Annotated in this window: 18 protein-coding genes and 2 pseudogenes; 9 read left to right on the top strand and 11 right to left on the bottom strand. The window is 67.0% G+C overall.

What is annotated here, in order from left to right:
- The first annotated feature begins 2 nt into the window (after positions 1–2).
- The 5 genes from ASD05_RS14480 to ASD05_RS14460 are packed head-to-tail and all read left to right on the top strand — an operon-like array spanning position 3 to position 4993.
- Entirely contained in the window at positions 3–2135 is a 2133-nt protein-coding gene (locus tag ASD05_RS14480; protein WP_056593352.1) for an acetate--CoA ligase family protein, read from the top strand.
- Entirely contained in the window at positions 2132–2896 is a 765-nt protein-coding gene (locus tag ASD05_RS14475; protein ID WP_056593349.1) for an SDR family NAD(P)-dependent oxidoreductase, read from the top strand. Before ASD05_RS14480 ends, ASD05_RS14475 begins: the two co-directional genes overlap by 4 nt.
- Entirely contained in the window at positions 2893–3282 is a 390-nt protein-coding gene (locus ASD05_RS14470) for a VOC family protein (protein ID WP_056593346.1), read from the top strand. Before ASD05_RS14475 ends, ASD05_RS14470 begins: the two co-directional genes overlap by 4 nt.
- Positions 3279–3830, top strand: a complete 552-nt coding sequence (locus ASD05_RS14465; RefSeq protein ID WP_056593342.1) for a nuclear transport factor 2 family protein — start codon at positions 3279–3281, stop codon at positions 3828–3830. Before ASD05_RS14470 ends, ASD05_RS14465 begins: the two co-directional genes overlap by 4 nt.
- Positions 3827–4993 carry an acyl-CoA dehydrogenase family protein gene (locus tag ASD05_RS14460; protein WP_056593339.1) on the top strand — a complete coding sequence of 389 codons (1167 nt, stop codon included), beginning with the start codon at positions 3827–3829 and terminating at the stop codon, positions 4991–4993. Before ASD05_RS14465 ends, ASD05_RS14460 begins: the two co-directional genes overlap by 4 nt.
- Before the next feature lie 8 nt (positions 4994–5001).
- Here the strand turns inward: ASD05_RS14460 and ASD05_RS14455 are convergent, their stop codons facing one another.
- The 3 genes from ASD05_RS14455 to ASD05_RS14445 all read right to left on the bottom strand — a co-directional run bounded on the left by ASD05_RS14455 (position 5002) and on the right by ASD05_RS14445 (position 9283).
- Positions 5002–6342 (bottom strand): MFS family transporter, encoded by a 1341-nt coding sequence (locus ASD05_RS14455; protein WP_056593336.1) that lies wholly within the window; start codon positions 6340–6342, stop codon positions 5002–5004.
- Between the two features lie 149 nt (positions 6343–6491).
- Complete coding sequence (locus ASD05_RS14450; RefSeq protein ID WP_056593333.1) at positions 6492–7106, bottom strand: response regulator transcription factor; 615 nt, start codon at positions 7104–7106, stop codon at positions 6492–6494.
- Positions 7103–9283 (bottom strand): sensor histidine kinase, encoded by a 2181-nt coding sequence (locus ASD05_RS14445; RefSeq protein ID WP_056593329.1) that lies wholly within the window; start codon positions 9281–9283, stop codon positions 7103–7105. The genes ASD05_RS14450 and ASD05_RS14445 overlap by 4 nt, the downstream gene beginning before the upstream one ends.
- Positions 9284–9399: 116 nt before the next feature.
- Between ASD05_RS14445 and ASD05_RS14440 the strand changes: the two genes are divergently transcribed.
- The 4 genes from ASD05_RS14440 to ASD05_RS14430 all read left to right on the top strand — a co-directional run bounded on the left by ASD05_RS14440 (position 9400) and on the right by ASD05_RS14430 (position 13698).
- A complete protein-coding gene (locus tag ASD05_RS14440) occupies positions 9400–10287 on the top strand; it encodes a LysR family transcriptional regulator (protein ID WP_056593326.1) in 888 nt (295 codons plus the stop codon).
- Between the two features lie 476 nt (positions 10288–10763).
- Positions 10764–11033 (top strand): hypothetical protein, encoded by a 270-nt coding sequence (locus ASD05_RS29490; protein ID WP_082572057.1) that lies wholly within the window; start codon positions 10764–10766, stop codon positions 11031–11033.
- Positions 11034–11165: 132 nt separating this feature from the next.
- Entirely contained in the window at positions 11166–11492 is a 327-nt protein-coding gene (locus ASD05_RS14435; protein ID WP_056594446.1) for an NIPSNAP family protein, read from the top strand.
- A 520-nt stretch (positions 11493–12012) separates the two neighbouring features.
- Complete coding sequence (locus tag ASD05_RS14430) at positions 12013–13698, top strand: AIPR family protein (protein ID WP_200955430.1); 1686 nt, start codon at positions 12013–12015, stop codon at positions 13696–13698.
- Between the two features lie 481 nt (positions 13699–14179).
- Here the strand turns inward: ASD05_RS14430 and ASD05_RS14425 are convergent, their stop codons facing one another.
- From ASD05_RS14425 to ASD05_RS14400, 8 genes and pseudogenes are all read right to left on the bottom strand, one after another.
- Positions 14180–15070: an NAD(P)-dependent oxidoreductase gene (locus ASD05_RS14425; RefSeq protein ID WP_056593320.1), complete on the bottom strand. Its 891-nt coding sequence runs from the start codon at positions 15068–15070 to the stop codon at positions 14180–14182.
- Between the two features lie 7 nt (positions 15071–15077).
- Complete coding sequence (locus ASD05_RS14420) at positions 15078–16526, bottom strand: aldehyde dehydrogenase family protein (RefSeq protein ID WP_056593318.1); 1449 nt, start codon at positions 16524–16526, stop codon at positions 15078–15080.
- Between the two features lie 22 nt (positions 16527–16548).
- Positions 16549–17949, bottom strand: a complete 1401-nt coding sequence (locus tag ASD05_RS14415) for an amidase (protein WP_056593315.1) — start codon at positions 17947–17949, stop codon at positions 16549–16551.
- A 4-nt stretch (positions 17950–17953) separates the two neighbouring features.
- A complete protein-coding gene (locus ASD05_RS14410) occupies positions 17954–19447 on the bottom strand; it encodes an ABC transporter substrate-binding protein (RefSeq protein WP_056593311.1) in 1494 nt (497 codons plus the stop codon).
- Positions 19448–19497: 50 nt separating this feature from the next.
- A pseudogene (locus ASD05_RS30720) lies at positions 19498–19722 on the bottom strand (peptide ABC transporter ATP-binding protein); the annotation flags it as partial.
- Between the two features lies 1 nt (position 19723).
- Positions 19724–20121 (bottom strand): annotated as a pseudogene (locus ASD05_RS30715) (ATP-binding cassette domain-containing protein); the annotation flags it as partial.
- A gap of 1 nt (position 20122) precedes the next feature.
- The coding region (locus tag ASD05_RS30710) for an ATP-binding cassette domain-containing protein (protein ID WP_235507964.1) at positions 20123–20517 on the bottom strand (395 nt) is incomplete at its 3' end.
- Complete coding sequence (locus ASD05_RS14400; protein WP_056593305.1) at positions 20514–21509, bottom strand: ABC transporter ATP-binding protein; 996 nt, start codon at positions 21507–21509, stop codon at positions 20514–20516. The genes ASD05_RS14400 and ASD05_RS30710, both read right to left, overlap by 4 nt.
- Positions 21510–21512 lie beyond the last annotated feature (3 nt).

The raw sequence follows: 21512 nt of genomic DNA, 5'->3' as shown, positions 1-21512 counted from the left end.
CGATGGCGACAGTCGAAGTCGAAGTGGGCAAGGGGCTGGAGGCGCTCTTCAAGCCGCGCTCGATCGCGATCTTCGGTGCGTCGGACGACGTGACCAAGATCGGCGGGCGGCCGCTGCAGTTCCTGCAGAAGTACGGCTACCGCGGTGCGATCTATCCGGTCAACCGCAAGGGCGGCACGGTGCAGTCGCTGCCCGCCTATGCGAACCTTGCCGAGCTGCCGTCGGTACCCGACCTGGCCGTGATGGCGGTGCCGCCCGATGCGGTGCTCGAAGCGGTGAAAGACTGCGCCGCGCGCGGCGTGCGCGCAGCCGTCATCCTGTCCTCGGGCTTCTCGGAGATGGGCGAAGAGGGCAGCCGGCTGCAGTCGGCCATCGGCGAAGTCGCCAGGGCATCGGGCATGCGCGTGGTGGGGCCGAACTGCCTGGGCTCCATCGGCGTGGCGGACAGGAGCATCGCCACCTTCTCGGTGGCGCTGGAGTCGTCGTTCCCGACGGCGGGCCCGGTGGGCATCGTGTCGCAGAGCGGCAACCTCGGCAGCTACACGATGCGCCTGGCCGTCGAGCGCGGCATCGGCATCAGCCACCTGCTGACCACGGGCAATGAATGCGACGTCGACATTGCCGACGGCATCGCCTCGCTGGCGACCGACCCGGCCACCTCGGTCATCCTGTGCTGCATGGAAACCTGCCGTAATGCGGCCAAGCTGGTGCGTGCACTGGCCATGGCGCGCGAGGCAGGCAAGCCGGTCGTGGTGCTGAAGGTGGGCGTGTCGTCGGCCGGCAGCGAAGCGGCCGCCTCGCACACCGGTGCGCTCGCCGGTTCGGACGCCGTGTTCGACGTGGTGCTGCGCAATGCCGGTGCCATTCGCGTGCCCAGCATCGAGCAGCTGCTCGAAGTGGGCCATGCCGTGTCGGTGGTCGGCACGGCGCGTGCGCCGAAGGGGCCGCGCGTGGCGCTGGTCACGGCATCGGGCGGCTTCGGCGTGCTGATGGCCGACGCGGCCAGCGCGCAGGGGCTGGAACTGCCGAAGCTCTCCGCGGCCACGCAGGAGCGCATCGTGGCCGCGCTGCCCTACGCATCGCCGGGCAATCCCGTCGACATGACGGCGCAGGTGTCGAGCCGGCCCGAGCTGCTGGTGCAGGTTCTGTCGGCGGTGGCGGAAGACGCGAGCTGCGACGCGGTGATCCTGCAGTCGGCGTATGCGTTCCAGATGCCGCGGCTGCGCGACGTGTACCTCGCGGCGCTGGAGCAGGTGCGCCGTGCGCATCCGTCGCGACTCGTCCTGCTGTGCTGCAAGGCGCCGCCCGACACCATGGCGCAGCTGAACGAGATGGGCTTTCCGACGGTGGAGACCATCGATGCCGCGTGCGCCACGCTGGCGGCGCTGGTGCGCCTGGGCACGCGCGGCGAACAGGCCGAGGTGGCGACAACGCTGCCTTCGTCCGAGGCGCTGCCGCCCGAGGCCTTCGCCAACGAGGCCAGTGCCAAGGCCGTGCTCGCGCAGGCCGGCATCCCGGTGCTGAAGGAGGTCACGGCCAGCGGCCGGGGCGAGGCACTGGCCGCGGCGCGCGACATCGGCTTTCCGGTGGTGCTGAAGATCGTCTCGCCCGACATCCCGCACAAGACCGAGGTCGGCGGCGTGGTGACCGATGTGCGCTCCGAGGCGCAGCTGCGTGACGAATACGACAGCCTGCTGGCGCGCGTCGCGCAGAAGGCACCGCAGGCGCGCATCGCCGGCGTGCTGGTGGCGCAGATGGCGCAGGGCGGCACCGAGCTGATCCTCGGCACCACGAAGGACCCGGTGTTCGGCCCGGTCGTGATGGTGGGCCTGGGCGGCATCTATGCCGAGGTGCTGCGCGACGTGGCGCTGCAGGTGGCGCCGGTGACCGAGGCGCAGGCCACGCTGATGCTGCGCTCGCTCAAGGCCTTTGCGCTGTTCGATGGCGCACGCGGCCGGCCGAAGGCCGACGTGGCGGCCGCGGCGCGCGCCGTGGCGGCGCTGTCGCAGTTCGCCGCACGGCATGCGCGCAGCGTCGCCGAGATCGACATCAACCCGCTGGTGGTCCTCGACCACGGGCACGGTGCCTTCGCGCTCGACGCGCTGCTGGTGCCGGAAACGAAAGACAAGCCATGAATGCATCACAGTCCCTCGACGGCCGCGTGGCCTTCATCAGCGGCGCGGGCCACGGCATCGGCCGAGCCACCGCGCTGGCCTTCGCCCGGCTGGGCGCGACGGTCGGCGTGAACGACCTCAAGGCCGAGTTCGTGGAAGACACGGTCGCGGAGATCCGCCGTCTCGGCGGCAAGGCCGTGGCGGTGCCGCAGGACGTGTCGAGCCGCGAAGGCATGCGCCTGGCGGTGCAGCGCCTGGCCGGCGAGGCGGGCCGGCTCGACGTGATGGTCAACAACGCGGCCTGGGTGCGCTACCAGCCGCTGATGGAAATCACGCCCGAGGTGATGGACCGCATGGTCGACATCGGCTTCAAGTCGGTGATCTGGGGCATCCAGGCCGCAGCCGAGGCGATGGACCCCGAACGCGGCGGCGCCATCATCAACGTGGCCTCCATCGCCGGCTTCAAGTCGCCCGCGCGATCGGTGGTGTACAGCGGCCTGAAGGCCGGCGTGCTCGGCATCACCCGCGCCGCGGCGGCCGACCTGGGCGCGCGCCGCATCCGCGTGAACGCCGTGGCGCCCGGCGCGGTGCCCACCGAAGGCACGGCCAAGCACCGCAACGCCGAGCTCGACGCGAAGCGCATCGCGCGCACGCCGCTGGGCCGGCTCGGCACCGTGGAAGACATCGCCGACGCCATCTGCTTCCTGGCCGGCGACGGCTCGCGCTTCGTCAACGCGGAGGTGATCCGCCTGGACGGCGGCGCATCGGAGACATCGCTGTGAGCGCCGAGGGCATTTCTCCCCAGCGCCTGCAGAACGTGTACGTGGTGGCGCAACGCCCGGCCGAGCTGCATGCCTTCTACGAATCGGCGCTGGGGCTGAAGCTCAAGTTCCGCGACAAGGACCGCTGGTTCCAGTACGGCGTGGGCAACACCAGCGTGGCGCTGGCCTGCACCGAAGAGGCCGCGCCGGCGACCTCCGGCGTGGTGATGGTGTTCGAGGTGAGCGACTTCGCTGGTGCGCAGGAGCGCATCACCGGCGCGGGCGGCGAGGTGATCGGCACGCGCGACATGGGCGCGCACGGCGCGGTGATGTCGCTGCGCGACCCGGAAGGCAACGTGGTGCAGCTGTTCAAACGCGCCGCAGCGCCAGCGGCCCCGGCGGCATGAACCCGCGCGCACCGCTGCAGGCGCTGCTCGATCGCGAGGCGATCCGCGAATGCCTCTACCGCTACTGCCGCGGCATCGACCGTGTCGACGAAGAGGCCCTGCGCTCGGCCTACTGGGAAGACGCCACCGACTGCCATGGCGCCTGGAACGGCAGCGCCGAAGGCTTCATCGCGCAGGCGCTGCAGCGGTTGCGCCAGGGCGGGCGGCGCGTGCACCAGGTGAACAACATCGCGATCGAGCTGCACGGCGGCGTGGCCGCGGTGGAGAGCGGCTTCTTCGCACTGCAGGCCCCTGCCGATGCGCCCGCGAAGCGCACTTTGCTGTGCGGACGCTACCTCGACCGCTTCGAGCGCCGCCAGGGCGAATGGCGCATTGCCGCGCGCACGGTGGTGTACGACTGGATCGAGGAGCGCGAACGGCCCGAGCTCGCATGTAGCGACGCCGTGCTGTTCGGCGCGCGCCAGCCGGCCGGCTGCGCGGCGCCCAACGACATGCTTTATGCGCTGCTGCGGGATGTGCGCGCGGCGGACAACGAGGCGAAGCCATGATCAGGGACTCCGAGAAATTCCAGGCCATGCTCGCCGAGGTGCGCCGGTTCATCCATGACGAATGCCTGCCGCTGGAGGAACAGGTCGACCGCGACGACCTGATTCCCGAACCGGTCGTCCAGCGCATGCGCGAGATCGGCCTGTTCGGCCACAGCATCCCCGAAGCCTTCGGCGGCGCCGGCCTGACCACCGAGGAACTGACGCTGGTGAACCTCGAGGTGTCGCAGGTGGCCACCGCGTTCCGTGCGCGCTTCGGCGGCAACACCGGCATCGCATCGGAGTCCCTGGTGGTCGACGGCACGCCCGAGCAGCAACGCCACTACCTGCCGCGGCTGGCCAGCGGCGAGCTGACCGGCTGCTTCGCGCTCACCGAGCCCGAGGCCGGATCGGACGCCACGGCGCAGAAGACGGTGGCGGTGCGCGACGGCGACAGCTTCGTCATCACGGGGCAGAAGTGCTTCATCACCAACGCGCCGATCGCGAACCTGTTCACCGTGTTCGCCCGGACCGACCCGAACACGAAGGGCGCGGCCGGCATCAGCGCCTTCCTGGTCGAGCGAGGCGCACCCGGCCTGTCGACCTCGCAGCCCTACCGCAAGATGGGCCAGCACGGCTCGCCGGTGGGCGAAGTCAGGCTGGAAGGTGTGCGCGTGCCGGCCTCGGCCATCGTCGGCGGCGTCGAAGGGCAGGGCTTTCGCACGGCGATGAAAACGCTGAACAAGCAGCGCATCAACCTGGCCGCGCTGTGCATCGGCCCGGCGATCCGGCTGGTGGAGGAAATGGCGCGGCAGGCACAGTCGCGCCGGCAGTTCGGCCAGCCCATCGGCGACTTCCAGCTGGTGCAGCAGATGATTGCCGAGAGCAACACCGAGGTGCACGCGGCGCGCGCGCTGGTGCTGGAGACGGCGCGCAAGAGGGACGAGGGCATCGACGTGACGATGGAAGCGTCGATGTGCAAGCTGTTCGCCTCCGAGATGTGCGGCCGGGTCGCCGATCGGGCCGTGCAGGTCTTCGGCGGCAGCGGCTTCATCGCAGGCAACGTGGCCGAGCGCTTCTACCGCGACGTTCGGCTGTTTCGCCTCTACGAGGGGACGAGCCAGATCCACCTCGTCAACATCGCGAAGCGGACCCTGGCGCTGGCCGCGCAGGGCGCCGCTTCCTGAAGCACTGTTTACTTGTCGTGGTGCAGGTACGTCGCCTGCTTCGGCAGCAGCATGCTCACCAGGAACACCACGCCCATCATCGCCGTCACGTACCAGTAGAAGTACGACTCGTGCCCGATCGACTTCAGCCCCAGCGCCACGTACTCCGCGCTGCCGCCGAAGATCGCATTGCCCACCGCGTAGGACAGCCCCACGCCCAGCGCGCGGATCTCGGGCGGGAACATCTCGGCCTTCACGATGCCGCTGATCGAGGTGTAGAAGCTCACCACCGCCAGCGCGAGCGTGATCAGCACACCGGCCACCAGCGGGCTGCCGACGCTCTGCAGGTTGCTCAGCACCGGCACCGTCATCAGCGCACCCAGCGCGCCGAACAGCAGCATGTTGTTGCGCCGGCCGATGCGGTCGGACAGCGCGCCGAACACCGGCTGCATGCACATGTAGATGAACAGGCAGGCCGTCATCACGTTGCTGGCGGTCTTGATCGACATGCCCGCCGAGTTCACCAGGTACTTCTGCATGTAGGTGGTGAAGGTGTAGAAGATCAGCGAGCCGCCGGCCGTGTAGCCCAGCACCACGAAGAAGGCGCGCTTGTGGTTCGTGAACAGCTCGCGCATGGTGCCGGCGCCCTTGGCGGCGCGGGTCTTGGTGCTGGCGGTCTCGGTCAGCGTGCGGCGCAGCATGAGGGCCACCACGGCAGCCACGGCGCCGAGCACGAACGGAACGCGCCAGCCCCAGCTCTTGAGCTCGGCCTCGTCGAGCACCTGCTGCAGCACCACGACCACCACCACGGCCAGCAGCTGGCCACCGATCAGCGTGACGTACTGGAACGACGAGAAGAAGCCGCGCTGGCCGCGCATGGCCACTTCGCTCATGTAAGTGGCGGTGGTGCCGTATTCGCCGCCGACCGACAGGCCCTGCAGCAGCCGCGCCGCCAGCAGCAGCGCGGGCGCGGCGGCGCCGATCTGCGCATAGGTGGGCAGGCAGGCGATGACCAGCGAGCCCACGCACATCATGACCACCGAAGTGACCATCGATGTCTTGCGGCCCTTGCGGTCGGCCAGCCGGCCGAACAGCCAGCCGCCGATGGGACGCATCAGGAAGCCGGCGGCGAACACGCCGGCGGTGTTCAGCAGCTGCACGGTCGGGTCCGACTTGGGGAAGAAGGCCGGCGCGAAATAGATGGCGCAGAAGGCGTAGACGTAGAAGTCGAACCATTCCACCAGGTTGCCCGACGAGGCGGCAAAGATGGCGAAGATGCGCTTGCGCTTTTCTTCGAAGGTATACGGCGTGTTGTTGGCGGTCGCGTCCGGGCCGGAGGCGCCGACGCTCGCACTGGCGATGGTGGTCATGGAAAGGTGTCCTTGTCTCTGGCTGCGGCTCGCCGCAAAGCCGCGCGAAACCGTACCGGCAAGTCTGTCCGGCCGCCGCCGCGCTGTCGTCCGTAGCCGCCCGCCGCGCGGCTACGTATCGGTACGCAAGGGTAAATACCTAGAAAGGACTACAGCCCGTGTTCCCGCAGGAACCGGTCGAGCTGGTGGCTGTTCGCGAGCCCCAGCTTGGCGAACACGTGGGCGCGGTGCGTTTCCACCGTGCGCTGCTCCAGCGGCGCGAGTTCCAGGGCGATCTGCTTGTTGGGCTTGCCCTCGGCCACCAGCCGGGCCACCTGCATCTCGCGCGGCGTGAGCTTGTCCCACAGCGCCTGCGCGGCCTGGCGGGCCTGCCGGCGCACGGCGATCTCGCCGGCGCGCTGCAGGGCCCGGGCGATGCTGTCGAGCAGGCGCTCGTCGTTGCAGGGCTTCTCGAGCCAGCCGAAGGCGCCGTTCTGCACCGCCTCGACGGCCATCGGAATGTCGCCGTGGCCGGACAGGAAGATCACGACCAGCGGGCTGTCCTGCGCGCGCAATTCATCGAACACCTGCAGCCCGCTCACGCCCTCCATGCGCAGGTCGAGGATCACGCAGCCCGCGCGCTGCAGGTCGGCGCCGGCCAGGAAGGCCTCGCCCGAGGCAAAGGTCTGCACCGCGTAGCCGCGCGACAGCAGCAGCAGGCCCAGCGAGCGGCGCACGGCTTCGTCGTCGTCCACCACGCACAGGTTGTTGGCAAGGGCGTTCATGGGGGTGAGATCTCCAGCTCGAGGGTGAAAACCGTGCCACCGCCGTCCCGGTTGGCAAAGGACAGCCGGCCGCGATGGGCCTCGACGATGGTGCGGCAGATGTTCAGGCCCAGCCCCAGTCCGCCGGTCTTGGTGGTGAAGAAGGGTGCGAACACCTGCTCGGCCAGCGCTGCGTCGATGCCCGGCCCGCGGTCTGCCACGCGGATGTGCATGCGTCCTGCCAGCACCTCGGCCTCGACCTCCACGAGCCGCTGTTCCGGCGGCGTGGCCTGCATCGCCTGCAAGCTGTTGGACAGCAGGTTCAGCAGCACCTGCTCGAGCAGCACGCGGTCGCCGCGCACCTCGGGCAGCCCCGCCGGTATGCGGACTTCGGCGCGCGCCTGCCGCATCCGCATCTCGCCTTGCAGCAGCGCCAGCGCGTTCGCCACCAGCGCTGCCACGGCGCAGTCCTCGGTGCCGACGGTGCGCTGGCGCACGAAGCCGCGGATGCGCCGCACGATCTCGGCGCTGCGCTGGGCCTGCACCATGGTCTCGTCGAGGCTGCTGACCAGCAGCTGCTGGTTGCCCTGTTCGGCGAAGGCCTTGGCCGCGCTCGCGAAATTGCTCAGCGCCATCAGCGGCTGGTTCAGCTCGTGGGCCAGCGTGGAAGCCATCTCGCCGAGGCTGGCCAGGCGTTGGGCGTGCTGCAGCTGCTCGTCGTTCTGGCGCTGGCGCAGCTCGGCGCGCTTCTGCTCGGTGATGTCCACCACCGAGCTCATCCAGCCGCTGTGCTGGCCGTCGGCGTCGATCAGCGCGGCGGTGTAGACCATGGTGATCACGTCGTGCCCGTCGCGGTGCCGCAGGCGCGACTCGAAGCCCGAGCGCGCGGGCTGGCCGCTCATCATGGCGTCGTACTGGCGCCAGTGCTGCGCCACGTCGTCGGGGTGCCAGTAAGGGTAGGGCGGCAGCTTGCCGAGCAGTTCGTCGGCGTCGTAGCCGGTCATCTCGCAGAAGGCCGGGTTGACGTAGATGATGCGGCCCTCCAAGTCGCGTGCGCGCATGCCCACCAGCAGCGAGTCTTCCATCGCCTTGCGGAACGCGTGGGCCTCGTCGAGCTCGTGGGTGCGTTCGCGCACACGCAGCTCCAGGTCGCGCCGTGCATCGCGCTGCTCGGCGAAGCGGCGTTCGCGCAGCTGCCAGTACAGGCCGCCCAGCAGCAGCACGCCCGCGCACAGCAGGCCGAGCATCCAGGTGCGCTCGCGTGCGCGGGTGACTTCGGCGTGGTCGGCCATCACCGTCAGCGTCCAGCCCAGGTCGGGCAGCGGCTCGTCCACTGCGAGGAAGCGGCGCGGCTGGCCGCCGATGTCGGTGCGCACGAGGTAGCCGGGCTCGCCTTCGCCACGCTCCACCTTCCACGGCAGTGCCGCGAAGCTGGTGCGCGCGCCGTACTGCTGGTCGCGCTGCATGCCGTCGAGTTCCGCGGCGCCCAGCGTGCGCGTGGCCTGGTACATCCACGACGGCACTGAACTCAGGAACACGATGCCGCGCGCGTCGGTCAGCAGGATCGGGTCGCGCGAGAAGGTCCAGGCTTCCTGCAGCTGGCGCAGGCTGACCTTCACCGTCACCACGCCCAGCACCGCGCCGCCGTCGGGCCGCACCGGCGCGGAGATGAAGAGCCCCGGCTCGCCGGTGGTCTGGCCCACGCCGTAGAACAGGCCGTTGCGCCCCGCGCGCGCGTCGCGGAAGTAGGGGCGGTTGGCATACGACTCGCCGACGAAGCTCTGCGGCGTTGCCCAGTTGCTGGCCGCCAGCGTGAGTCCCTGCAGGTCGATGAGGTAGAGCGCGTCGGAGCCCGCCTGCCGGTTCACCTCTTCGATGTAGCGGTTGGCGCGCTGCTTCACGGCCGCGTCCTGGGGATGGGCCAGCGCGGCCAGCACGTCCGGATGGAGGCTCGCGGTGAATGGCAGGTAGCTGTACTTGCCGGCGGCGTCGCGCAGGCCCAGCACGTGGACTTCCATGGCGCGGCGGATCGAGTCGGCCTGGAAGTTCGCCTCGCGCCTCGCGGCCCACTGGCCCGCCACGCCGATCAGCAGCAGTGCCAATACGCCCGCGGCGATCCAGCCGGCCAGCGCGCGGTGGCGCGGGCGGGGCGGGGAGGGCGGAGGTGTTTCGGGCGTGATGGGCGGCGGGGGCGGCATGGACGGCACGGGGGATGGGGCCGATCGGCGCGGCCGGGGGATTTTGCCCTCATCCTTGCGCCTGCGCCCGCCCTCGCGGGCGCGACAATGCCAGCCTCCCAGATCGACCCGAACCCATGAGACCCGACCTCGATTCGCTGGCGCTTTTCCTGCGTGCCATTGAGCACGGCAGCCTGTCGAAGGCTGCCGCCGAGAGCCACATGGTGCTGTCGGCCGCAAGCCGCCGCCTCGCCATCCTCGAAGGCCAACTTGGCGTCGCGCTGCTCAATCGCACGTCGAAGGGCGTGACGCCCACCGGTGCCGGCGAGTCGCTCGCCATGCATGCGCGCCAGATCCTGCGCGACGTCGACCGCATGCGCGCCGACCTGTCCGACTATGCACAGGGCGCCACCGGCCGCGTGCGGCTGCATGCCAACGCGTCGGCCATGGGCCAGTTCCTGCCCGACGACGTGGCGAGCTTCCGCCAGCGCTACCCGGAGATCCGCGTGAGCGTGGAGGAGCACCGGAGCGTCTACATCGTGCAGGCCATCCGCGACCGGCAGGCTGACGTGGGCGTCATCACCAGCGAGGCGGCCGACCCGGCGCTCAACTTCATTCCCTACCGCACCGACCGGCTGGTGGCCATCGTGCGGCAGAAGCATCCGTGGCGCGGGCGCGAGGTGTCGTTCGAGGAACTGCTCGATTTCGATTTCGTGGGGCTCGAAGACGATTCCGCCATCTCCCGCACGATGGAAGACGCCGCCATGAGCGCGCGCAAGGTGCTGCGCCTGCGCGTGCGGGTGAAGAGCTTCGAGGCGGTGTGCCGGATGATCGAAGCGGGCATGGGCGTGGGCATCCTGCCCGAGGGCGCCGCTGTGACTTACCGCAAGGAGATGAAGCTGCGCTTCATCAATCTCACCGATGCATGGGCTTCACGGCGGATGTACCTGTGTACGCGGCAGGAGGCGTTGAGCTTTCCGCAGCGCCGGCTGGTTGATCACTTGCTGGCGCGCGGGATGCCTTAGAGCTCGCGCTCGGGGTCATTCGGGGCGACGCTCACGCCGACGGGGTACCTTGCTCCGCGAATGTCCCCCGGCCTGCGGCCTCCTCCTTTATTTCGCTGCGCAAGGCACCCCATCGACGTGAGCGTTCAGAGCCGCTGCTGACTGACACGACACTGGCCCATGAGGTCCGCGCGTGGCGCATTGCGGAAGCTGCATTTGTTGGCGGTTGCCGGGACTTCGTGCCGGATGGAACGGCTACTTCGCCGGGTTCTTCTCTACAGTGGATGCCCCTGTCACTCCATACCCCAACAAGGGAACAAGGAAGGCGCCACACACCAAACCACCGAGATGTTTGAAGGCTGCTTGCCTCGCGGCAGGTTGTCGGTGCGAAAGCAGCGATGCAGATGCGAGGTATCAAAAGGCGACGGCCGAGGTGTTATCAGCACCCCGACCGTCTAACCAAGTTCGTGCAACACCCTCTAAAGGACCGCACAAAAATGGCTACCAAGACTATAGCCCGGCCTCGCACGCCGGTAGCTTCCGAAGAAAACGCCCCAGACCCGACGGATCTTCTTGAAAACACCCTCTCTCAGCTCGAGGCTCTCCTGTGGGTCTGCCACGGGGAAGAGATCGACTGGTGCAGCGGGGATGGGCCTCGACAACTGAACAACCTGCTTTGGCTTGCGGCTGAACTCGCTCGCAAGGCTGGAGAACTGTTTCAGGTGAGCGAGAAGGCGCGACGCGGAATGCCTGAGATTGGCGGTTAGCGGTTGGGGTAGACCGCCGGCAGATCATCTCCTTTGATGGCGGATGGACCTCTGGCAGCACAATGTGAGCTTGGCGGTCACGCCCGCCGCCTCGTCAACTTGCAACAGCTTTTTTTTAAAGGACTGATGTCGATGATCTACGAACTACGCATCTATACCGCAATGCCTGGCCGGCTACCCGACGTTCTTGCCAGATTTCGCGATCACACCGCGGGCATCTGGAACCGGCTGGGAATTCGTCAACTCGGATATTGGACGACTGCAATCGGACCTGACAGCAACGCGCTTACCTACATGCTTGTCTGGGAGAGCCTGGCCGATCGTGAGGTCAAGTGGGGCAAGTTTGTCGTCGATCCCGAATGGGTCGAGGTCAGAAAGGCGAGCGAGGCAGCCGGACCGATCGTCGCGAAGATGGACAACTCGTTCTTGGCGCCAACCTCTTTCTCGCCTGCGAAATAGTCTCGTCCGCGGCGGCCGCTTACCGGGACACCGATCACCGAGGGATTGGAGCGCGAGAGAGCGCGCCGCAAACGATAGGAACATACTGCGCCCAGGTCGGCAATCTCGCCTTCGCGAGCGGCAGCTATGCAGCGATTGTGTTGAAAAACTCGGTCGCAGCGTTCGCCGCTGCCCCGCAGCAAAAATCGACCTCTCAGATCGCCCCAGGATCGACGATCGTGACTCGCGGAATGGTTTGACCACCCCTGCAAACAGGCCAAAGAGACCACTACCCGAGTTTTTCAACACAATCCAGCGGAAGCGAACTGTCGTTGGCCGAAGCTAGACTTCCGGGTCCGGCCAGGAGCGGTCAGCCGGCGCGGGATTGTCTGATCGTCAGCTTCCATACTCTGGGAAGCGGACGTACGCCGGGATCTGCAACTGCCGCACATGGAGTGGCGACAATAGAAGTACAGAAATGGCTGTAGACAGGGATATTAGAACCACATAACAACGAGCTCCGGTAAAAAAAGGAATTGACGTGTCTTCCCTTAAGGTCAGTCAGATAAAGCAGAAAGTGCGATCAATGTTCGAGGCACACCTCGACTTGGCAGACATCGGCGCTCAAGACTCGGAGCGTGATCAAAAGATCCTCAGTCGGTGCCTAGCCGCGTTAGCGGTCTACCTACAGGCCGGCTGCTCTGAAAAGGAGGCCGCGCTTGCTGTTTGGGATGGATCTGACGACAACGGCATCGATGCGGCATTTTTCGACCCGTCGGATCTTCGTGTGATTCTTGTGCAATCCAAATGGATCAATAAAGGCAGCGGCGAGCCCGAAGCGAAAGATCTAGGAGCATTCACGAAGGGTGCTCGTGACATCATCGAGCAGGACAATACGGGCTTTCGGCCTGCGCTCCATACTCGCTTCGGCGACATTGCATTGCGACTTGCCAATCCTGGTACATCCGTCCACTTAGTGGTTGTTTCGACCGGCGCCAGCGCGTTGGCGAAGCATGGCGCAGCAATCCTGAAAGCCTATGCGAAAGACATGAACGGCGATGATCCAGATGCGATCGCAACGTTCGAAGTCATGGGCTTGGCTGAGGTCTACTCGGGCCTTGCGCACGATCCAACGCAAAGCAACGTCGCCGTTGATGCAACCCTTCTCGATTGGTCATACATCTCGAGTCCCTATCAAGCTTACTTCGGTCTAATCGACGGCCTTCAATTAAAGGGGTGGTGGAAGACTCACGGCAAAGGGCTGGTCGCATCAAACATTCGGCATGCGCTTGGAAGCACTGAAGTAAACAATGAAATAAAACAGACGGCTACTTTGAGCCCCGAGAAATTTTGGTACTTCAACAACGGCATCACCCTAGTCGCGAGTGAGGCAGCGAAAGCTCCAGCGGGTGCTGCTTCGAGGGCGGCTGGAAATTTCTCATTTAAAGGTTCCTCTATTGTCAACGGGGCACAGACAGTCAGTTCGCTAGCAAAAGTGGATGACGATCACAAACTCGCACTTGTTCGCGTCCCTGTAAAAGTAATCCTATTGAAGGGAACTCCAGCTGGGTTTGGGGATGAAGTTACGCGAACCAACAATCTGCAGAACAAAGTTGAACCCAGGGATTTCGTTGCCCAAGATCCTGAGCAAAAGAGGATTCGACAAGAAATGGCGATCGAGGGGATCGACTACCAGTTCGTACGAAGCGAAGATGCAGTTCAGAGCCCGACTTCTTGCGAATTAATTGAGGTGACGACTGCCCTTGCATGTGCCGCAGAGGATCCCGCCCTCACGGTACAACTCAAGACAGGCATTGGGCGCTTTTTTATCGACTTGACTAAGGCCCCGTACAAGACCATCTTTAATCCGAGTGTCAGCGGCGCAAAAGCCTTTAATGCAGTGCTACTGAACCGCGAGATCGAAAAGTGGATCGAACAAACGAAGGGGGCGCTTGGAAAGAAGAGCGGTGTCGGCTGGGGAGCTCTGGTGCATGGCAATCGGATACTGACCGCAGCGGTCTTTAACAAGTACGGGACGTCGAAGCTTCTCCAGCCAATCGTAGCGTTTAGCGGCAGCTTATCGGTGCCCGACCTCGACAAGATTTGCGAAGACGCCTACATGAAAATGGTTGCCGGCATCGAGACTGACTACAACGGTAAGTTTCTTGCAGTTCTTTTCAAAAATCCGACGATGAGCAAACGTGTCTATGAGCTTGCGAGAGCGTGATCGTCTAGAAGGGGCCGGTCTAATGATGAAAGAACGAGCGCCTTCGTAGACTGACGAATCAGACTGCGCGATGCAGGGCGGAAGCGGACGCCCAGTGCTCGCGTCGCGTACAGCTGCAATGGGCGCACAGCAGTCATTCAGCGGGCCGCGCCGACTGCCTGCAACCAGTCTGAATCGAGCATTGAACGCAGTCATGCCAATGTCGACCGCGGCCGACGCCGGCCCTTCGGAGTTCTGCTTGTCCAGCACCCGTCTCTCACGAAAGCTCAGCGGTGCGCCCGCGCATGTCCATCTGCGATCCGCCGCAGCGGCCGAACCACCAACGCCACAGCCGCGCTCATCGTGCGCAGGGCACCGGGTGCTCCCCGCAGCGAAATAAAGGAGGAGGGCGAAGCCCGGGGGACATTCGCGGAGGGGAGTACCCGGTGCCCTGTGCACGCACCCCGAACAACGGCGGCGCAAAGAGCAAGAGCAAAAAGAATCAGCGCAGCGCTTCGACCAGATCGAGCACCATCCGGTCCGGCCCGAATTTCTCGACACCCTGCGTCAGCAGCGCATCGACAGCCTGCGCAATGCCATGGCTGGAAGACGACTGCTCCGCCATGTCGTTGTAGTACCCCAGGTCCTTCTTGGCATTGGCCATCGAGAACTTCAACGAGTCGGTGCTGCCCGTCAGCAGCTTGGGCTTGACGCGTTCCAGCGCCACGCCGTTGCCGCCGCCCTTGGCGAGCACGTCCACGAACACATCCGGCGCCACGCCCGCGCGCTGCGCACAAGCAGCCGCTTCGCACAGCAGCGCGACCGTGCCGAGCGACACGAAGTTGTGCAGCAGCTTCATCGCATGACCGGCGCCGATGCCGCCCACATGCGTGACGTTCTCGGCAAAGCAGCGCAGCAGCGGCAGGCACGAAGCCAGCACCTCGGCGTCGCCACCTACCAGCAGGTTCAGCCGGCCCTCGGCGGCTTCCTTCGCCGTGCGCGTCATGGGCGCGTCGATGAACCTGCCGCCCTTGGCGCTCACCGCTTGCGCCACCTTCGCGGTGGAGGCGGGCACGGCCGTCGAGCAGTCGATCACCACCGTGCCGGGACGCAGGGCAGTCAATGCACCCTTGTCGCCGAGCATCACCGCCTCTACCTGCGGCGTGCCCGTGACGCAGAGGATCAGCACGTCGACCTGCGCGGCCAGCGCGGCCACGTCCTTCACCGAGGTGGCACCCGCCTTCAGCAGGCCGTCGATCGGCTGGTTGCCCGCGTGCTCCAGCACGGTCAGCTGGTGGCCGTGCTTGACGATGTTGCTGGCGATGCCGTGGCCCATCAGGCCGACGCCGACGAGGCCGACTTTGCGTGGGGCTTGCTGTTCAGTGGTGGTCATGAATTGTTCATCCGTGCTTGATGGCGATGGTCTTGAGGGTCGTGAATCCGAGCAGGGCCTCGAAGCCCTTCTCGCGGCCGAAGCCACTCGATTTCACGCCGCCGAAAGGCAGTTCTACACCACCCGCCGCACCGTAATTGTTCACGAAGACCTGGCCGCAATGCAGCTTGTGCGCCATGCGCAGCTGGCGCGCGCCGTCGCGCGTCCACACGCCGGCCACCAGGCCGAAGTCCGTGCCGTTGGCCAGGCGCACCGCCTCGGCCTCGTCGGCGAAGGGCGTCACGGCCAGCACCGGGCCGAAGACCTCGCGCTGCGCGATGTCGCTGTCGTGCGGCACGTCGCGGAACAGCACGGCCTCCTGGTAGAAGCCGGTGGTCGAGGCGTTGGGCGACACCGTGCCGCGTGCCGCCACCTTCAGGCCACCTGCTTCTGCCGTCGCGACCATGTCGCGCACCTGGCGGAACTGCTTCTCGTTGATGAGCGGACCCATGTCCAGGTCTTCGGCGGGCGTGCCCGCGCGAACGGCCGCGAAGCGCTTCGCGAGTCGCTGCACCACTTCCTCGTAGACCGACTGCTCCACCAGCACACGGCTGCCCGCCGAGCAGGTCTGGCCGGCGTTCTGGATGATGGCGTTGAGCAGCACCGGCTCGGCCGCGTCAAGGTCGGCGTCGGCGAACACGATCTGCGGCGACTTGCCGCCCAACTCCAGCGTCACCGGGCAATGGCGCTCGGCCGCGGCCAGGCCCACGCTGCGGCCCGTCATGGTCGAGCCGGTGAACGAGATGTGGTCGATGCCCGGGTGCGCGCACAGCGCCGCGCCGGCTTCATTGCCGTAGCCCGTCACCACGTTGAGTGCGCCGGCCGGAAAGCCCACCTCGGTCGCGATCTCGGCCAGGCGCAGCAGCGACAGGCTCGCGTCTTCTGCCGGCTTCACCACGCAGGCGTTGCCCGCCGCGAGCGATGCGCCCACGCTGCGGCCCGCGATCTGCATCGGGTAGTTCCAGGGAATGATGTGCCCCGTCACGCCGTGGGGGATGCGCACGGTCAGCACGGTGTAGCCGCGCTCGTAGGGCAGGGTGTCGCCATGCAGCTTGTCGCAGGCGCCGGCGTAGTACTCGAAATAGCGGGCCAGCGCGGTCGCGTCGTTGCGCGCCACGCGCAGCGCCTTGCCGGTGTCGCGCGCTTCCAGCTGGGCCAGCTCCTCGTGGTGTTCCAAGACGGCGGCGCCGAGCTTGGCGAGCAGGCGGCCGCGCTGCAGCGCGGTCATGCCGCCCCAGGGGCCGTCGAAGTTCTCGCCCATGGCCTGGCGTGCGGCGCGCACGGCGGTGTCGACGTCGGCAGCCGTGCCGCGCGCGATCTCGCCGAATTTCTGGCCGTCACTCGGGTCGATCACGTCGATGGTGGCGTTGCCTTCGGACGGTACGTGGCGGCCGTCGATGTAGTGGGTGGCGTTCATGAGGTTGTCTCCTTGCGGCCGATCACTTCGGTTCGGGCCAGGGGTGTTGGGCTTCGCGGATCTGCTCGAAGGCGCGGCTGAACTGCAGCACGCCGAGGTCGTCGAAGCGGCGCCCGGCGATCTGCAGGCCGATGGGCAAGCCCTCGGCCGAATAGCCGCAGTTGATCGAAGCGGCAGGCTGCTCCGACATGTTGTAGGGCACCGTGAAGCCGATGTGCTCCAGCGGCAGCATCGGGTCGTTGGTCGGCGAGGCGTGGTCCGCGGGCGCGGGCATGTTGGGCGACACGGGCGAGATCACGAAGTCGTAGGCCTTCGTGGCGGCGACGGTGGCCGCGCGCGTGGCGACGAACTGGCTGTAGGCGTCGAAGATGTGCGCGCCCGAAAAGCCGGCGGCACTCTCGGCCCACTCGCGGATGTACGGCAGGATCTTCGCGCGCTTTTCCGCTGCCATCGCCTGCATGTCGATGCACGAGCGCATGCGCCAGAAGTGGTCCATGCCCTGCAGCATCTTCGGCGTCATGAAGGCACCGATTTCCTCCACATGCGCGCCGGCTGCCTCGATGCGCTTCGCGGCGCGGCGAACAGCCTCGGCGATCTGTGGGTCGAGCGGCAGGCCGCAGCCGGCGTCCATGTGCAGCGCCACGCGCTTGCCCTTGAGAAACGACGGGTCGACCTCGAAGGCGCTCCAGTCGATCGCCGGTGGCGGTAGTTCCGAGTAATCGCGGTCGTCGGGCTGCGCGATCGACGCCATCATCAGCGCCGAGTCGGCCACCGTGCGCGTCATCGGCCCGGCGCAGCGGCCCATGTAGGGCGTGCTCAGTGGAATGCGGCCGAAGCTGGGCTTGAGCGTGTAGATGCCGCACCAGCTCGCAGGCAGGCGCAGCGAGCCGCCGATGTCGGTGCCCACGTGCAGCGGGCCGTAGCCGGCGGCAGCCGCCGCACCCGCACCCGCGCTGGAGCCACCGGGCGTGCGCGACAGGTCCCACGGGTTGCGCGAGAGCTCGTGAAAGCTCGACAGGCCCGACGACAGCATGCCCAGGTCGGGCATGGTGGTCTTGGCGACCAGCACCGTGCCGTCTTCCTTCAGGCGGGCGGCGGGTGGCGAGTCTTGCAGCATCGGCACGAGGTCGTAGGCTGCGGTGCCCAGCGGCATCGGGTCGCCTTCGGTCGCGAGGTTGTCCTTGATGGTCACGGGCACGCCGTCGAGCGTGCCGCGCGGCTGGCCGGCCAGCCAGCGTGCTTCGGAGGCGCGGGCTTGCTCGAGCGCGCGCTCGGGGCGGAACAGCCATGTGGCATGCAGCTCGGGCTCGTACGCGGCGATGCGCTCGTTGACCGAGCGTGCCACTTCGACCGGCGAGAGTTCCTTGGCGGCGTAAGCTGCATGCAGCTCCTGCACGCTCAGGGAATACAAGGGCTTGGTCATCGCATCAGCCCCACGAGATCGCGGCCAGGTCGTTCACCACGATCGGCATGCTCGGCCACAGGCCCTTCACCTCCTTGCGCGCGATGGTCGGGAACACCGCCTGGTACAGGAAGCCGTTGACCGCGTCGGTGGCCAGCTCGCGCTGGGCCTCGGCCAGCAGGTCGGCGCGGCGCTTCTTGTTCTCTTCGTTCTGGATGGTGGCGAACAGGTCGCGGAACTTCTTCGAGTCGTAGCCCCAGTAGTAGTCGGGCTCGGTGTACTTCACGAGGTCGAAGGGCTCCACGTGCGCGACCATCGTCAGGTCGAAGTCGTGCGCACCGCCGAAGGTGCCGCTGAGCCACTGGGCCCATTCGACGTTCTGGATCTTCACGTTGATGCCGACCTGCGCGAGCTGCGCCGCGATCACCTCGCCGCCTTGCCGCGCATACGAAGGCGGTGGCAGCTGCAGGCGCAATTCGAGCGGCGTCTTCACGCCGGCCTCGGCCAGCAGCTTCTTCGCCTTCTCTACGTCGTAGGGGTTCAACGCCGTGGTGTCGATGAAGCCTGGCGCGCCCAGCGCGTAGTGGCTGCCGATGGGCTTGCCGAAGCCGTCCGCTGCGCCCTGGACGATCGCGTTGCGGTCGATGGCCGCCAGGATCGCCCGGCGCACGCGCACGTCGTCCAGCGGCTTCTTGCGGTTGTTGATGGTGAGGATCACCTTGCCGCGCGTGCCGACCTCGATCACCTGGAAGCGCGGGTTGCCCTTGAACTGGCTCACCGAGCGCGTGCCCGCGCGCGGGAAGATGTCGATGTCGTTGGCCATCAGCGCGGCGGTCTGCGCGGCGGTGTCCGACATGAAGCGGAAGACGAACTTCTCGGTCTTCGCGAGGTTCGGGTCGCGGTACGTTGGCGACTTCACCAGCGTGCACGAGGCGCCGCGCTGCCACGCGCTCAGCTTGTACGGGCCGGTGCCCACTGGCGCGGTGGCGTTGGTCTCGGCGCTCTTGGGCTCCACGATGCAGGCGGTCGACTGGCCGAGCATGAAGGGCAGGTCCGGGTTGGGCAGCGTGCTGTTCACGCCGACCATGTGCTCGTCGAGCACCACGGTGCCGATCTCGCTGAAGAAGCGCTTGTCCTTGTTGGTGCTTTTGGCGCCGCCCGCGCGGTCGAAGGAGAACTTCACCGTGTGCGCGTTGAATGGCTGGCCGTTCTCGAAGCGCACGCCCTTGCGCAGCTTGAAGACGAAGGTCTTCATGTCGGGCGACGAGGTCCAGCTCTCGGCCAGCATCGGCGTGACCGAGCCGTCGGCGTTCACCTTGGTGAGCGTCTCGAAGATGTTGTACTGCGTGATCTCCGCGATGGCCGATGCGGCGCCGGTCGTCGGGTCCAGGCCCGGCGGTTCGAGCGGCATGCCGATCGTCAGCGTGTTCTTGCCGGCCTGCGCGCGCGCCTGGGGCAGGAAGACACCCGGGATTGCCGCGGCCATGGCGGAAGTCATGAGTGTGCGTCGCTTCAACATTCGGTAGTTCCTGGAGGTGAGGGTGGTGGAAAGAAAGAACGACTGCCCGGCTAGCGGGACGGCGTGTGCAGAACGGCGGAAAGCAGGGTGCGCGTGTACTCGTGCTGCGCGTGCCGGAACAGGTCGGCCGGGCGACCTCGCTCGACGATGCGGCCCTTGAAGACCACGCACACTTCATCGCACAGGTGGTTGACCACCGCGAGGTCGTGGCTGATGAGCAGGTAGCTGATGCCGAACTGCTGCTGCAGGTCCTGCATGAGGTTGAGCACCTGGGCNTCGCACAGGTGGTTGACCACCGCGAGGTCGTGGCTGATGAGCAGGTAGCTGATGCCGAACTGCTGCTGCAGGTCCTGCATGAGGTTGAGCACCTGGGCCTGCACCGACACATCGAGCGCGCTGACGGGCTCGTCGGCCACGATGAGCTTGGGGCGCGTGATCAGCGCGCGCGCGATCGCAATGCGCTGGCGCTGGCCGCCCGAGAACTCGTGCGGGTACTTGTCCATGTCGGTGGTGCGCAGGCCGACTGCGGCGAGCGCTTCGGAGGCACGCTCGCGCTGCACGGCGCGGCTCGTTTCGGCCAGCGCCTCGAGCGGCTCGGCGACGATGCGCGCGACGGTCTGGCGCGGGTCGAGCGAGCCGTAGGGGTCCTGGAACACCATCTGGAAATCGCGCCGNGCCAGCGCCTCGAGCGGCTCGGCGACGATGCGCGCGACGGTCTGGCGCGGGTCGAGCGAGCCGTAGGGGTCCTGGAACACCATCTGGAAATCGCGCCGTGCGGTGCGCAGCTCGGCTTTCGGCAGCGTGTGCAGGTCGCGGCCTTCGAGGCGCACGCTGCCCGAAGTCGGCGTGTCCAGCGCCATCACGAGGCGCGCGATGGTCGACTTGCCCGAGCCCGATTCGCCCACGATGCCCACGCTCTTGCCGGCGCGCACTTCGAAGCTCACGCCATTGAGCGCCTTCACGGTCGGCGGCGGGCCGAAGAGCTTTTCGCGCGGCAGCGCGTAGTGGCGGTAGAGGTTGTTCACGGCCAGCAGGGGCTGGCCGGCGGCGGTGCTGGGTGGCTGGCTCATGCGGTGGCCGTCCTGGCGTTCGACGCGGCGATTTCGGCCAGCCGCAGGCAGCTCACGGCATGGTCGTTCGGCAGCATCGTGGTGCGTGGCCGCGTGCTCTGGCAGAGGTCGATGGTGTGGGCGCAGCGGCCCGAGAAGGCGCAGCCCCGGGGCATGTCGACCAGCTCGGGCACGCTGCCCTGGATGGTCGGCAGCCGGCCTGCGCGCACCGCGCCAATGGCGGGGCGCGCCGCGAACAGGCCGCGCGTGTAGGGATGGGCGCGACCGGCAAAGACCACGTCCGTCGGGCCGCTCTCGACCGCACTACCGCCATACATCACGAGCATGCGCTTCACGCTGTTGGAAATCACGCCAAGGTCGTGCGAGATCAGGATCAGCGCCATGCCCATTTCCTTGACGAGGCCCTGGATCAGGTCGAGCACCTGCTTCTGGATGGTGACGTCGAGCGCGGTGGTCGGTTCGTCGGCAATCAGCAGGTCGGGCCCGCAAGCGAGCGCCATCGCGATGCCGATGCGCTGGCGCTGGCCGCCGGAGAACTGGTGCGGATAGGCGTCGAGGCGCGAGGTCGCGTCGGGAATGCCCACGCGGTCGAGCAGGTTCAACGCCTCCTTGCGGGCCTGTTCCTTGGTCAGGCCGCGGTGCAGCCGCAGCGGCTCGCCCACCTGGCGCGCGATGGTGTGCACCGGGTTCAGCGCCGTCATCGGCTCCTGGAAGATCATGCCGATGCGGTTGCCGCGGATATGGCACATCTGCTTCTCGGGCAGGCCGACGAGTTCCTTTCCATCGAGCTTGATGCTGCCCGTGACCTTGGCGTTCGACGGCAGCAGGCCCATGAGCGACATCACGGTGATCGACTTGCCGCAGCCCGATTCGCCGACGATGCCCAGCGTTTCGCCGCGCTCCAGCGAGAACGAGATACCGCGCACGGCCTGCGCCGGCCCGCGCTGGGTCTGCAGGCCTATCTGGAGGTTGTTGACTTCGAGGAGGGGCATGGC

Source organism: Variovorax sp. Root434 (assembly GCF_001426595.1).
In the GTDB taxonomy this organism is placed as follows: domain Bacteria; phylum Pseudomonadota; class Gammaproteobacteria; order Burkholderiales; family Burkholderiaceae_C; genus Variovorax.
The sequence above is the reverse complement of the archived record's forward strand: the minus strand, read 5'-3'. Positions and strand labels throughout refer to the sequence as shown.

Coding starts and splice junctions, on each gene's coding strand:
- ASD05_RS14480 (WP_056593352.1), top strand. CDS start 3: ATGGCGACAGTCGAAGTCGAAGTGGGCAAGGGGCTGGAGGCGCTCTTC.
- ASD05_RS14475 (WP_056593349.1), top strand. CDS start 2,132: ATGAATGCATCACAGTCCCTCGACGGCCGCGTGGCCTTCATCAGCGGC.
- ASD05_RS14465 (WP_056593342.1), top strand. CDS start 3,279: ATGAACCCGCGCGCACCGCTGCAGGCGCTGCTCGATCGCGAGGCGATC.
- ASD05_RS14460 (WP_056593339.1), top strand. CDS start 3,827: ATGATCAGGGACTCCGAGAAATTCCAGGCCATGCTCGCCGAGGTGCGC.
- ASD05_RS14455 (WP_056593336.1), bottom strand. CDS start 6,342: ATGACCACCATCGCCAGTGCGAGCGTCGGCGCCTCCGGCCCGGACGCG.
- ASD05_RS14450 (WP_056593333.1), bottom strand. CDS start 7,106: ATGAACGCCCTTGCCAACAACCTGTGCGTGGTGGACGACGACGAAGCC.
- ASD05_RS14445 (WP_056593329.1), bottom strand. CDS start 9,283: ATGCCGCCCCCGCCGCCCATCACGCCCGAAACACCTCCGCCCTCCCCG.
- ASD05_RS14440 (WP_056593326.1), top strand. CDS start 9,400: ATGAGACCCGACCTCGATTCGCTGGCGCTTTTCCTGCGTGCCATTGAG.
- ASD05_RS29490 (WP_082572057.1), top strand. CDS start 10,764: ATGGCTACCAAGACTATAGCCCGGCCTCGCACGCCGGTAGCTTCCGAA.
- ASD05_RS14435 (WP_056594446.1), top strand. CDS start 11,166: ATGATCTACGAACTACGCATCTATACCGCAATGCCTGGCCGGCTACCC.
- ASD05_RS14425 (WP_056593320.1), bottom strand. CDS start 15,070: ATGACCACCACTGAACAGCAAGCCCCACGCAAAGTCGGCCTCGTCGGC.
- ASD05_RS14420 (WP_056593318.1), bottom strand. CDS start 16,526: ATGAACGCCACCCACTACATCGACGGCCGCCACGTACCGTCCGAAGGC.
- ASD05_RS14415 (WP_056593315.1), bottom strand. CDS start 17,949: ATGACCAAGCCCTTGTATTCCCTGAGCGTGCAGGAGCTGCATGCAGCT.
- ASD05_RS14410 (WP_056593311.1), bottom strand. CDS start 19,447: ATGTTGAAGCGACGCACACTCATGACTTCCGCCATGGCCGCGGCAATC.
- ASD05_RS14400 (WP_056593305.1), bottom strand. CDS start 21,509: ATGCCCCTCCTCGAAGTCAACAACCTCCAGATAGGCCTGCAGACCCAG.